We start from the raw sequence: 11848 nt of genomic DNA, 5'->3' as shown, positions 1-11848 counted from the left end.
GAGTAAACACGATGGACGATATCAAGACGATGACAGCGGCGGAGATCGCGGCGCTCACCCCCGCCGAGCTGGCGGCCTACTCCGCGGCCGATCTCGGCGAACTGAGCGGCGCGCAGGTCGGCGGCATGACGACGGACCAGATCGTGGCGCTCGACGCCGAGCAGCTCGCGGCGATCGCCGACGCGATCGGCGAGTGGCAGACGCTGGTCGGCGCATATCAGTCGGCACTGGCGGATGCCGCCGCAGCGGAGCGCGCGACCTTTCTGGCGCCGTTGACCGACATCCTCACGTCGGACGCGTTCGCAACCGTCAAGACCGCCGTAGAGGCGCTCGACGATCGGTACGCGGCCGAGAGCTTCAACGGCAAATTGAGGTGCCTGGTCACCGGTGTAGGTCTGGCAGTGTCGTGATGCGCCGCCTCGCGGTCATCCTCGTCGCCGTCATCCTGCTCACCGCCTGCAACCAGCGCGGCGATGACGGCTACGCCTTCGAGCGCCAGGAGTTCAATCGCACGCATCTCAGCGTCACGATCGTGACGCACCCGTCGCTCGCCGATCTCCAGCGCGCCGGTGGCGATGCGGGGGCTGATCCCGGCTCAGGGCGCGAGCTTGCCGCATTCTCCACGCTGTCGGCAACCTCACCGGCGTGCACGATCCACATCGTCGATCCGCATGTCCGCTACGAGCCGCAATGGCTGGGCCATGAGATGGCGCATTGCATTTACGGGCGGTTTCACCGGTGAGCGGAGCAGTGTGATGGCGACTCCAGAGCTTGATTACACCGGATCGCAGGGCGGCCTTCTCGGCATGGCGTTCGCGGCGGGTTGGTCCATCGCGACGGCCATGTGGCTTGGGATGGGCGCCCTTATCTGGCGGCTGTTTTTCGAGCCACGGATCAAGGAATTGAAGGGCCAGAACGACGCGCTGCAACGTCGCATCGAGCAGCTTGAGGTGATGCTGATGCTCCACGGGCCGCAACAGCTTCGTCAGGCGATGCAGGCGGTCACCTCGGAAATCCACCTCGATCACCGGGAGGAGCGGGAATGAAGCTCGAACTGATCGACGACGCGCGCGCTGCGTGGCGGTTCTGGTCGATGTGGGCGGCGGGTGCGCTGGCCGCGTGGAACATGCTGCCGATCGCCTTGGGCGAGCGCATTCCGCCCGCGATCAACCTTTCCGTCTCAGGGGTGCTTTTCGGGTCGTTCGTGCTCGGGCGGTTGACCAAGCAGGGGGCGAAAGATGGCGAGCAATAAGCAGAAGGCCGGTGCGGCCGGGGCCATCTCCGTTGCCGCGCTCGCGATCATCGCGGCGTTGTTCAACGTTGAGGGCGGGTACGTCGATCACCCGAGCGATCCGGGCGGCGCAACCAAGCATGGGATCACCGAGAAGGTGGCGCGCATGCACGGTTATGAGGGCGCCATGCGCGCGCTGCCGAAGGGTTTCGCGCAGGCGGTCTATTATCAGGACTATATTGCTGGCCCCGGCTTCGATCGGCTGATCGGGGTTTCGGAGCCGGTGGCGCGCGAGGCGATCGACAGCGGCGTCAACACCGGCCCGGCGCATCCCTCGCGCTGGCTACAGACCGCGCTCAACAGTCTCAACCGCCGCCAGCGCGATTATGCCGATATCGCCATCGACGGTCGTGTCGGGCCTGCCACGGTGCGCGCGTATCAGAGCCTCGCGCGGCTCCGGGGCGATGCAACCGCGTGCCGCCTGGTGGTGCGGCTCATGGATGCTCAGCAGGGCGCCTATTACCTCAGCCTCGCTCACGGCAATTCGCGCTTCGAGGATTTCATGGTCGGCTGGGCGGCCAACCGCATCGGCAATGTCGATTTGGGGAGGTGCTGATGGGCGAATGGCACCACCCCGAGCACTACACCGCCGCAGCCAAGGGTTATGCCATCGAGGCGATGCGCGCGGAGATCGCGGTGTTTATCGAGCGCGTGTTGCCGTCGCTCCGGGAAGCCGCCCGCAGCCTCGGTTATGCCCTTGCCGTTCACGGTTCGCTGGCCCGCGATCTCGATTTGATTGCCGTGCCGTGGACTGACGAGGCGGGATCGCCCGATGCTCTAATTGCCGCGATCGCCGACGCAACCAAGGCGCAAACCGGGTGGGGTCATCTGCCCAGCGCTGGCGAGTTCACACCAAAACCGCATGGCCGAACCGCCGTTATGATGGTCGCGAGCTTCAATCTGCAACTCGACATCAGCATCACGCCTCGAAAGGAAACCACCTGATGTTCGGCCTCTCGCAAAAGATCACCGGCATCATCGGCGGAGCGATGGCGTTTGCGCTGGTGTTTACCGCCGTATGGGCAACACGCGTCAACCATCTGCGTGCTGAGCACAAGGAAACGGTCGACGCCGTCGTCCACGAACTTGAGACGGCCGGGTTCAAGCCGGTCACCAAATCACGGATCGCTGCCGATGTGCAGTACCTCGCCACGGCGGCGCGAACGAACCGAAAGAGCCTCGACGACGCGACCAAAGAGATCGGCCGGTTGAACGGGGAGGCGGACGCGCGCGCGAAAGCCTATGCTGACGCCAAAGCCCGCGACGCATCGACCATCGCCAAGCTCGACGCGCTGGCCAAGGGCAGCGACCGGCGCATCCAGATCCTTGAGGGCATCCGGCAGCATGCCGAGGCAGCCGGTGATTGCCCCGTGGCGGCCGGGCTTATCGAACAAGCGGAGGGGCTGTGATGCGAACTCGTGCAATTTTGGCACTCGTTGCGGTTTCCGCGCTCGCGGCCTGTTCGACCACCAAGACGCCCCCGCCCGGCGTGGAAATAAGGTGGGTCGACCGGGTGGTGGAGGTTCAGAAACCTTGCCCGGCCACGCGTCCCGAGCGCCCCGCACCGCTCGCCCGGCCACTGCCGGCCGATGCCAACGCGCTCGCCGCCGTGCTCCTGTCCAAGCTGATCGAATATGCGGGCAGCGGCATGTACGCGGACAGGGCGGAAGCGGCTTTGGATACGTGCCTCACCCCTTGACGTGTTGGCGATGTTCTGGTGATGTTCCGCCATGCCAGACAACGACGATGAACCCTACGGCATCCCCATCGGCCTGCCGCGCGAGATGTGGCCCGAGCCCACGCCGACGATCGAGGAACAGCAGCGGCGGGCCGGCGAGGCGTTCTATTGGGGCTTGAAAGCCGCTGGCAAGGGTAACCCCAAGCGTGGCTAGTCGACCGCGTCGGCCCAGACGATGTTGACCCCGACGCCTTCGGCCGCCAGCGCATCGGCGGCCCAGCCGACATAGATCGCGTGCGCGCCGAGCGGCAGGTCGCCGCCCTCGGGGCTGCGATCGAGATCATCCTGATCGCGATAGCGCCGCAGCGGCACCGGCCCGGCCATCGTTCGCTTGGTCACCGTCTCGACGAGCTGGTTGACCATCGCCTCCATCCGCCATTCGAGCGCGTTGAGGCCGTCGATGGCGTTTTGCGCCACGGGCGATTCGCCATTCGCCCAACGCCGCACCTGCCGAACATCGACCGGCTTGCCGTTGTGCGCGCAGACGAATCGCGCTTCCTCTATGGAGAGACCGAGCGCGCGGCGGCGGGTATCGAATTCGGCGGGCGTCATCATTCTACCTCGCAAATCGTGACGTGAAAGCCTTCGCCGGCGAGCTGCGCGGCGATGCGGTTGACCTGGACGATGTGCGCTTCGCGGGTCATTCCATCGCGCGCCGCGATTGATTGCGCGAAGGCGTCGTCGTTGAGATAGCTCCACATCGTGAATGGTCCGTCCTCTCGCGCATTCCAGGCTATCGCCGCCGCTCTGGCCAGGTCGAGCGGATCACCATTTTTCGTGCTGACACGCCGTGGGCGTTCACGCAGGATAAGCGCCCAACCGGTTCCACCCGCCGCGAGCTTGACCCCGAGGCGGGTGTTCTGCGTTCTGTTGATGCTGCCCTTCATTCAGGCGAGGGCCAGCAGGCCGCGATGCCGCGCATAGCCGGTGAACGAGGTGCTGAAATCGTCTTGGTCATCTTCCGAAAAGTGAGGAAGCTCGCCATCGCGGACATCGCGCGCGATCGCGGCCATAAGGTCAGCGGTGGCGAAGCGAACGTCCATTTCATCGATGTTGTTGCGATGCGCGGCAAGCAGATCATAGGTTTTGGCGAAGTCGATCATTGTGCAGACCTCCCTCAAAGTGCCTGAACCATCGTCGGCGTGATCCAGATGACCGAGCCGTTGAGATCGATGCTGATAGCGTTCGGCGCGACCTCGACCACCTTGCCTTCGCCGCGGCGGCACCGGACGGCCTGCCCGATGAAAAACGCCGTCGCCGCAGTCGCCGCGGCAGCCACGCCACGCTCCTGCCTTACAACAAAGCGTTCGCGCTCGCGGCGGCTGGCGGCTTTGATCTTACGCGCGAGAGGGCTGTTCGTTTTTGGGAGTTTCGTGATGTCAACGCCTTGCGCCTCCAGTTCGTCGAGGCGGGCTTCCATGCGGGCGAGTGCATCGTTGAGTTTTTGAAACCTGGCCATTTCGTGTCTCCATCAGAGATCGGCTTGCATCATCGCCCGCCGATGAAACCTGTATATGTCCGTATTTCGGACATTGCAAGAGAAAATGCGGTTGAACCGCAAAAAAGATGCGGTTATGGCTTGATTATGGACCTTAAACAGCAATCCCGCATTGCCCGCGCGTTTCGCGCATGGACCGGCTTTGACCAAGCGGCGGCGGCCGGGGATCATCGTGATTGTCGATCAGAGCGCCGAATAAGCGCCGAATAGCATCAGCCCCACGATCAGCCCGGCCTCGACGTAGAGCCCGATCGAAGCTGATCGAGACGGCTCGCGATCTCTCGCCACGGCGGCATGATCGAGGGGGAATTTGTTTTGCACCCGTTTCCTATGCCTTTGACGAGAAACGATAAAAAATCAGTGCGTTTTGCAGCGTAACCCGCAGAGATCGCGCGGCGTACCATGCTTGGGAAGCTTCTGCTCTACCATTGAGCTACACCCGCAATGCGGCGGAATTCTTATGTTTGCGCGTGTCTGTCAAGCGGCATTCGGTGGCCGCATCTTCGACGGATGCGGCCACCGAATGCCGATCCCTATTGGATAGCGACCTCGAACGGGCCGGCGGGGAGGCCCGCCTTATCGAACAGGTTGATCGTCGGGCTGTCCGCCCATGCGTAGCGCACGCGCGTGGCCGGCCTGCCGTCGGCTGCGAGGGTTACGTGGGCTGCCGTCAGTGAAGCGGTGGCATAGCGGCAGCTTCCCGGGATGTTACCGCATAGCTCGAAACCGATCGGACGGTCGCTGCCGCGCGCTTCGAGTGCGCCCGTGACGTCGGTGAAGCCGAGGATGACATTGCCGTCCGGCGCCCGGTGCGCCGTTGTGACGCGCGGGCCAGAAGGGGCGTCGCCGTCCCCCAATGCCAACGCGCGCATTGCCCGTGCGAGCCGTTGCCCGACCTCGTGCTTCTCGCCCGGATGGATGTCGAGCGGATCGCCGAGATCGATCGTTACCGCAATTGCGACGTGCCCGTCGGCTTCAGCCGCTTGGCGTTGAATGTCGCGCAGCTTGGCCCAGTCGCTCTCGACGGGGTGCGCGGCGGTGGCGCCATAGGCCGAGATCTGGGCGATTGCGAAGGGCAGGGCGGGGCGCCCCGCCTGATGCCGCCATCCCTGCATCAGCGCGCGCAGCCGATCGCCATAGCCTGGCAGGCCGGTATCCGATTCGCCTTGATACCACGCGACGCCGGCGAGCCCGATCGGCCCCAGCGGCGCGATCATCGCATTGTAGAGCGTGCCGGCGCCGTTGATCGCATCCCAGGGCGAGCGCGGGGTGTTGGTCATCGGACGCCCGCCGATCGCATAGCGCCACCCCTTGCCGAGGGGGACGATGCTGCCGTCGGCGAAGAGCAGCCGCATCGCTGCTGCCGGGCCGCTCATCCCGCCCTTGGCATAGACGTTGTCGGCGTTGACGGTGATCGTGTTGGCCCCCGCGACGAGCGTTCCCGCGGGCACGAAATAGGTGCGCGGTTCGCCGGGGTTGCCGTTGCCGCCCACCGCGACGCCGTTGACCCAGGTGCGATCGGCATCGTCGACCGGGCCGATCGCGAGCACCGCCTGCTGGCGCGCCTGGGCGGCGCTTACCGTCACGTCCTTACGGAACCACACCATGCCGATATAGTCGACGAGTTCGGGGACGCCCCAATCGTTGAACGGCGCGATTCTGGGCACGGGTTTCCAGTCGATCGCGGTATTCGTCTGCCAGGGCTCGTGCCCCACGGCATCGCCCGAATGCCCGCGCCACCATTGCTCCCACGCCTTGCTCGCGGCCGCGGTCGCGGCGGTGGTATCATGCGCGTAGAGGCGCAGCGTCTCCAGTTCCTTGCCCATGCCGGCCTCGCGCAAGCCTTCGGGGGTGAGCCAGGCCGAGATGCGCGAGCCGCCCCAACTCGCATGGATCGCGCCGATCGGCACCTTGCTGGTCTCGCGCAGCGCCTGGACCATATAAAAGCAGGCGGCCGAAAAGGGGGCGACGCTTTCCGGGGCGGCGGCTGTCCACGCGGGCTTGGTCGCGAACGCGGCTTGCGGGGTGAGCGCGGTCGCTTTGCCCACGGTCAGCAGGCGGAGCTTGTCGTCCGCCGCGCCCAGCGCCTGGCCGCTGTTCTGCGAGCGTTCGACCGACATCTCCATATTGCTCTGGCCGGAGCACAGATAGACATCGCCGATCAGCACGTCGCGCACAGTGACGAGGCCGCTCTTCGCAGCGACGATCAGGTCGTACGGGCCGCCCGCGGGCAACGCGCCGAGCGTGGCGGCGAAGCGGCCCCGCCCATCGGCGGTGGTGGTGACGGTTTCGCCCGCGAGACTGATCGTGATTTCCTCGCCCGGTGCGGCGGCGCCGGCGAGCACGATCGGCTCGCCGCGCTGGAGCACGGCGTGATCGCCGACGATGCCGTCGAGCGTCGGCGAGGCGAAGGCCGGCGATGCTGCGAGGCAAGCGAGCGCGATCGCCCAGTGAGTGCTCATCAGCCGCATCGTTTCCCCCTTATGCGCACCGAATTCGAATCAAACTCTCAGACCGGTTGCAGGCCGTGTTCGTGGATCTTTCGGATGAGGTCGCGGTGGCGGGGAAGTCCGGCGCGCAACCGCTCGGTCTGGCGCATGTTCTCACGCATCGCGCGTTCCGCCATGCGCGCATCGCCGGCAACCGCGTCGGGTTCGACCTCGGTCCCGTATCCCATGCCGTAGAGGACATATTGATAGCTCGCGGCGGGAAACACCTCTTCGACACGATCGAATTCGTCGTGGAACCAGGGCGATTGATAGCGCCACAGCAGCAGCAGTTCCTTGAGCCGATCGGGGATCGTCTCGGGGCGCACATTGTCGCGCCAGAAGGCGGTGTCCTCGCGCCGGGTGAGGACATAATGCAGCTTGAGGAAATCGATGATCCGTCCCCAGCGATAGTGCGTCGTGGCGTTGAAGCGCGCGGCGATCACGTCCATCACCTCGCGGCAGACGGGCAATTGCTCGGCGATCATCTTGGCGGACAATTCGGTGAGCACGATCGCCGACGATTCGAGCGGTTCGAGAAAGCCCGCCGCCAGCCCGACCGCGACACAATTGCGCTTCCAGAAGGTCTCGCGGTGGCCCGAACGGAATTTGATGCGCCGCACCGTCAGGCCGTCGGCTGCCGGCCCGATATAGGCGCGCAGTTCGGCCTCTGCCGCGTCGTCCGAAATGTGGCTGCTCGAATAAGCGTGGCCGGTGCCGCGCCGCTCGGGCAGGCCGATATCCCAGATCCAGCCGCACGATTGCGCGGTGGAGATGGTGTGCGACGCAATCGGGCTGATCTCGCTGGCGTAGGGGATCTGCACCGCCAGCGCGCGATCGCAGAACAGGACGTCGTTGCAGTCCTTGAACGCGACGCCCAGTGCCTCGCCGAGCAGGATCGAGCGAAAGCCCGTGCAATCGACGAACAGATCACCCTCGATCTCGCCGGCCTGTTCGGTGACGATGGCGCGGATGTCGCCGTTCTCGGCCATCGCCACGCGGCGGACGTCGGCGAGCACATGGCGCACGCCCAGAACGTCGCAGCAATGCCGCTGGAGGAAGGGGGCGAACTTGCCCGCGTCGAGGTGATAGGCATAGTTCGCCAGCGCTTCATATTCGGGCGTCGCGATCGTCTTGGGCGCGAGCCCGTCCTCGCACAACCGCCCCTGCGGGCAGACCGCATCGCAAAAACTTTCACCCTCGCCGGATGTCAGCCAGTGCGGCACCAGATTGAGCTGCGAAAAGCTCTGCGGGAGCATCAGCGGGTGGTAATAAGCGTCGTCGTCGGCGCCGGTCGTCCAGCGGGCGAATTGCGCGCCTTGCTTGAACGCCGCGTCGGCGGTGCGGAACAGCTCGGTTTCCGAAACACCCATCCGCGCCAGCGTCGCGCGCAGCGTCGGCCAGGTGCCCTCGCCGACGCCGGCGGTGGGAATATTGGGCGATTCGACGAGCGTGATCGAAAAGCCGCCGGGCATCCGGCTGCGATGTTTCGCGGCGATGACGCCCGCTGTCAGCCACCCGGCGGTGCCGCCGCCGACGATTACGATTTTCTTGACCGGGTGTGTCATGGACCAAGGCAATAACAAGGTGCCGGGGATGTCAATGCAACACCCCCGGCAGAAGGAAACGATCAGAAGCGGAAACGCGCGCCGGCGGTGAAGCGCCGCCCGTAGGCGAACACGTCGAGCAATTGGTTGCTGTATCGCCCGTGCGTGCTCTGGACCTCATTGGTCAGGTTCAGCGCCTCGAAGAACACGTTGACCTGCCTGGTGAGCTGATAGCTCGTGCTGAAGTCGATTTGCAGGTTGGGGTTCTCGAAGGTCGGTTCGGAACCGAACGCGCCGGTATTCTGGTTCTGCCCGAACTGGCGCAGATATTCCTCGCGGTGATTGAGCGCGACACGCGCCTCGAAGCCGTTCTTGTCGTAGAAGGCGACGAGGTTGGCCGAATTGGCGAGGCCGGTCACCGCGAAGCCGCTGGTCGAGATGTTCTCCGGATCGAACGGCTTGTTGGTTTCGACGAAGGTGGCGTTGGCGTTGAAGCCGAAGCCGCTGTTGCCGAATACATGCTGCCAGGCGAGTTCGACGCCGCGCACGGTCGCCTCGGGACCATTGACCTGCTGGGTCACGCTGAACACCGCCGGCTGGCCGGTGGTCGGATCGATCACGCCGTTGATCGTCTGCCGCTGGGTGCCGCCGACGATGAAGTTGGAGACGTTCTTCAGGAAAAAGTCGATCGAGGCATAGGAGTTCGGCTGGTAATACCATTCGGCCGCGATATCGAAATTGTCCGAAAGATAGGGCTTGAGCGCCGGGCTGCCGCCGCTCGCGGTCAGCGCCCCCACGCGCTGGCCCGTGCCCACCGACGCCACCGGTGTCAGCAGGTTGAGCCCCGGCCGGGTGAGCGTGCGCGAGGCATCGAAGCGCAGGTGCAGCTTGTCGGTCAGCTCGAGCTTCATATCGACGCTGGGCAACAGATACGAATAGTTGCTTTTGGTCGATACCGATTGCGGATCGCTCAACACCACCGTCAGCAGCGTCGGATCGCCGGCATTCTGGATGATGTTGATCGGCACCTGCCCGAACCCGGCCGAGGTGAGGTGCGTGTTCTCCTCGCGCAGGCCGGCGTTGAAGTGGAACGGCATGCCCGCGATCTCGGTCTCGAAATTCGCGCGGACGAACAAGGCCCAGGTCTTTTCGGTGATGTCGCGGATCGAACCGTTGTCGAGCGCGAGATCGAAGCTGCCGGTGTAGGCCGTGCCGACACCGGGCGCGGTGTAATTGAAGCCCGGAATATTCTGCGTCTGCGGGTTGCCGAGGCTTTCGAGATATTGCTGATAGGCGCGCGCGTCGAACTTGAGCAGCACCGGTGGCAGCGCGCCCGAGAAACCGGGGATGAAATCGTTGGTGCTGACCGTATCGGTGAACAGATCGGGCGGGATCGGGACGCCGGTCGCGCTGCCCGACGCGGGGCCATAGCCCGCATAAGCCTGCCAGAAATTGTTGGCGAAGGTGTTGCGCTGCTGGAACTTGTAGTGGTCTTCCAGATAGCTGCCGCCGAACTTGATGCCGAAATCGTCCTGTTTCCATTCGGCCGACAGGCGACCCTGCTTGACGACATCGGTGTTCTTCTGCGCCTGGCGAACGGTGACGTGCGATCCGATGACCGACGTATCGGCCCAGCGCGCCGGGTCACCCCCGGCGCCGTAATTGTGCAATTCGGGAATCGTGTCGGAGCTGTCGCCGTTGATCGCGATGCCCAGCGCCGGGCCGATGCCGAAGCCATAGCCGACATCGGCATTGTCGCTGGTGAGTTGGCCATCGGGGTTGAGCCAGCTCTTGGCGTAGCTCGCATCGGCCTCGATCTTGAGGTTCGCGGTCGCATCCCATTTGAGGTTGAGGCCGGTCTGGTTGGTTTCGAGATACGAGCGATCGGTGCCAGCGGTGAAATCGGTCTGGCTGCCGTCCTGGGTGAAATCGAGCACGGTGCCGTTCTCGTCAAGATCGACGTTGCGCAGGCTGCCCTGATTGAACCAGATACCGTAGCCGAAATTATCCGACCGGATCTTCTGGCGCGAATAATTGTCGTCGAGCGTCAGCATCACGTCTTCGGACGGATGCCATTGCAGCGCGATGCGGCCGTCAATGCGCTCATCCTTGGTGTAGATCTGCGTCGCGCCATATTGCTGTTCGAAGAAGCCGGGGATCGATTTATCCGCCAGCTCCGCGTCGGTGCACGACGGCGTCATCTGGCACGGCGCATAATAGCCGCCGGGCCAGCCGCTCACATAGACGCGGTTGGTCTGCGTATCGTGGCGCGTGTAGATGGCGTCGACGAGGATGCCGACCGTATCGTTGGCGAAGGTGTCGCTGAACAAGGCGCCGATCGACGGCGCGATCTTGTCCGCGCCGTCCTGCAACGAGCCCGACCCGGTGACCGCGACGCGCATTCCCGGATGATCGAAGGGTTTGGGAAATTCGACGTTGACGGTCGCGCCGATCGAGCTTGCCGACAGCGACACGTCGGGGGTCTTGAGCACGCTGAGCGTGCCGACGAAATCGGCGCCGACGGTGCTGAAATCGACCGAGCGGCCACCCGTCGCGGTCGAGATACGGCGGCCGTCGTAGAGCGTCTCGTTGAAATCGCCGCCGAAGCCGCGCACGGTGATGCCCTGTGGTTCGCCTCGCGATCCCGAGCGCTGGATCGACACGCCCGGCAGGCGTTGCAGCGATGCGGCGACGTTCGAATCGGGGAACTTGCCGATGTCCTCCGAAGAGATCGCGTCGACGACGCCGGCGGCGTCGCGCTTGATGTCGAGATTGCGTTGCAGCGAACCGCGGATGCCGGTGACGACGATCGTCTCCTGCGATGCGTCCGGCGCCGCCTGGTCTTGCGGCGACGCGGCGACGGGGGTTGCGGGCGCGGGCTGGTCGGCCGCGGGGGCCGGCGCGCGGTGTTCTTTCGCCGCTGCCTGACCGGCAAAAGCAAGCGCGAGCAGGCTCGATGCGCCCGCCAGCATGACCTGCTTCGTGCGCATCTTCCGGCGGATGCCGACGGCTCCGTCGATATTGGTGTTGGTCATATCCTCTCCACCCCTTTTTAAATCACCGCTGATCCGGCGGGGCCGGCCAGCATTTTTGCGCACCTCGGCGGCGCGGTATTCGTGCGGCGATGATGGAGCGGCCTTCGCTGGCGCGACACGGCATCAGCCATCCTCCCCGATTCATCTGGCGCGAATCCAGTTTGGTGACCGTATCTATTTTCGGTAGCGCTATCAAGGGCTACTTGTAGACACTGTTATCCGGCCCCGGCAGGGTGCTTGGCGCGCGCGTCCG

At 64.7% G+C, this 11848-nt stretch carries 17 protein-coding genes; 9 read left to right on the top strand and 8 right to left on the bottom strand.

What is annotated here, in order from left to right:
• The first annotated feature begins 11 nt into the window (after positions 1 to 11).
• The 9 genes from DFR49_RS16485 to DFR49_RS22055 are packed head-to-tail and all read left to right on the top strand — an operon-like array spanning position 12 to position 3183.
• Positions 12 to 410 (top strand): hypothetical protein, encoded by a 399-nt coding sequence (locus tag DFR49_RS16485; protein WP_119036772.1) that lies wholly within the window; start codon positions 12 to 14, stop codon positions 408 to 410.
• Positions 410 to 742, top strand: a complete 333-nt coding sequence (locus tag DFR49_RS16480) for a hypothetical protein (protein WP_147373718.1) — start codon at positions 410 to 412, stop codon at positions 740 to 742. Before DFR49_RS16485 ends, DFR49_RS16480 begins: the two co-directional genes overlap by 1 nt.
• Positions 743 to 755: 13 nt before the next feature.
• Positions 756 to 1046: a hypothetical protein gene (locus DFR49_RS16475; RefSeq protein WP_119036770.1), complete on the top strand. Its 291-nt coding sequence runs from the start codon at positions 756 to 758 to the stop codon at positions 1044 to 1046.
• The gene (locus DFR49_RS16470) at positions 1043 to 1252 is read left to right on the top strand and encodes a DUF7940 domain-containing protein (RefSeq protein ID WP_119036769.1); all 210 of its coding nucleotides are present in this window, start codon (positions 1043 to 1045) and stop codon (positions 1250 to 1252) included. The genes DFR49_RS16475 and DFR49_RS16470 overlap by 4 nt, the downstream gene beginning before the upstream one ends.
• The gene (locus DFR49_RS16465; protein ID WP_119036768.1) at positions 1239 to 1847 is read left to right on the top strand and encodes a glycoside hydrolase family 108 protein; all 609 of its coding nucleotides are present in this window, start codon (positions 1239 to 1241) and stop codon (positions 1845 to 1847) included. The genes DFR49_RS16470 and DFR49_RS16465 overlap by 14 nt, the downstream gene beginning before the upstream one ends.
• The gene (locus DFR49_RS16460; RefSeq protein WP_119036767.1) at positions 1847 to 2236 is read left to right on the top strand and encodes a hypothetical protein; all 390 of its coding nucleotides are present in this window, start codon (positions 1847 to 1849) and stop codon (positions 2234 to 2236) included. The genes DFR49_RS16465 and DFR49_RS16460 overlap by 1 nt, the downstream gene beginning before the upstream one ends.
• Positions 2236 to 2700, top strand: a complete 465-nt coding sequence (locus DFR49_RS16455) for a hypothetical protein (protein WP_119036766.1) — start codon at positions 2236 to 2238, stop codon at positions 2698 to 2700. The genes DFR49_RS16460 and DFR49_RS16455 overlap by 1 nt, the downstream gene beginning before the upstream one ends.
• On the top strand, positions 2700 to 2990 hold the full coding sequence (locus DFR49_RS16450) for a hypothetical protein (RefSeq protein WP_119036765.1): 291 nt from the start codon (positions 2700 to 2702) through the stop codon (positions 2988 to 2990). The genes DFR49_RS16455 and DFR49_RS16450 overlap by 1 nt, the downstream gene beginning before the upstream one ends.
• A 31-nt stretch (positions 2991 to 3021) precedes the next feature.
• Positions 3022 to 3183 (top strand): hypothetical protein, encoded by a 162-nt coding sequence (locus DFR49_RS22055; protein WP_170151042.1) that lies wholly within the window; start codon positions 3022 to 3024, stop codon positions 3181 to 3183.
• On the opposite strand, the gene DFR49_RS16445 is transcribed toward DFR49_RS22055, so the two are convergent.
• From DFR49_RS16445 to DFR49_RS16415, 8 genes are all read right to left on the bottom strand, one after another.
• Entirely contained in the window at positions 3180 to 3584 is a 405-nt protein-coding gene (locus tag DFR49_RS16445) for a DUF1870 family protein (protein WP_147373717.1), read from the bottom strand. The two genes, DFR49_RS22055 and DFR49_RS16445, sit on opposite strands and share 4 nt — an antisense overlap.
• Positions 3581 to 3916 carry a hypothetical protein gene (locus tag DFR49_RS16440; RefSeq protein ID WP_119036763.1) on the bottom strand — a complete coding sequence of 112 codons (336 nt, stop codon included), beginning with the start codon at positions 3914 to 3916 and terminating at the stop codon, positions 3581 to 3583. The genes DFR49_RS16445 and DFR49_RS16440 overlap by 4 nt, the downstream gene beginning before the upstream one ends.
• Positions 3917 to 4132: a hypothetical protein gene (locus DFR49_RS16435; RefSeq protein WP_119036762.1), complete on the bottom strand. Its 216-nt coding sequence runs from the start codon at positions 4130 to 4132 to the stop codon at positions 3917 to 3919.
• Positions 4133 to 4146: 14 nt separating this feature from the next.
• The gene (locus DFR49_RS16430) at positions 4147 to 4488 is read right to left on the bottom strand and encodes a hypothetical protein (RefSeq protein ID WP_119036761.1); all 342 of its coding nucleotides are present in this window, start codon (positions 4486 to 4488) and stop codon (positions 4147 to 4149) included.
• Positions 4489 to 4710: 222 nt separating this feature from the next.
• On the bottom strand, positions 4711 to 4848 hold the full coding sequence (locus DFR49_RS22050; RefSeq protein WP_170151041.1) for a hypothetical protein: 138 nt from the start codon (positions 4846 to 4848) through the stop codon (positions 4711 to 4713).
• A 212-nt stretch (positions 4849 to 5060) separates the two neighbouring features.
• Positions 5061 to 6989, bottom strand: coding sequence for a sialate O-acetylesterase (locus tag DFR49_RS16425; RefSeq protein ID WP_119037262.1), 1929 nt, complete (start codon positions 6987 to 6989; stop codon positions 5061 to 5063).
• Positions 6990 to 7036: 47 nt separating this feature from the next.
• Entirely contained in the window at positions 7037 to 8581 is a 1545-nt protein-coding gene (locus DFR49_RS16420; RefSeq protein ID WP_119036760.1) for a tryptophan halogenase family protein, read from the bottom strand.
• A gap of 62 nt (positions 8582 to 8643) precedes the next feature.
• Positions 8644 to 11595, bottom strand: coding sequence for a TonB-dependent receptor (locus DFR49_RS16415; RefSeq protein ID WP_245968606.1), 2952 nt, complete (start codon positions 11593 to 11595; stop codon positions 8644 to 8646).
• Positions 11596 to 11848: the final 253 nt, after the last annotated feature.

It is taken from the genome of Hephaestia caeni, from assembly GCF_003550065.1.
In the GTDB taxonomy this organism is placed as follows: Bacteria; Pseudomonadota; Alphaproteobacteria; order Sphingomonadales; family Sphingomonadaceae; genus Sphingomonas; species Sphingomonas caeni_A.
Note: the sequence above shows the minus strand (reverse complement) of the source record. Positions and strands in the feature narration are given on the sequence as shown.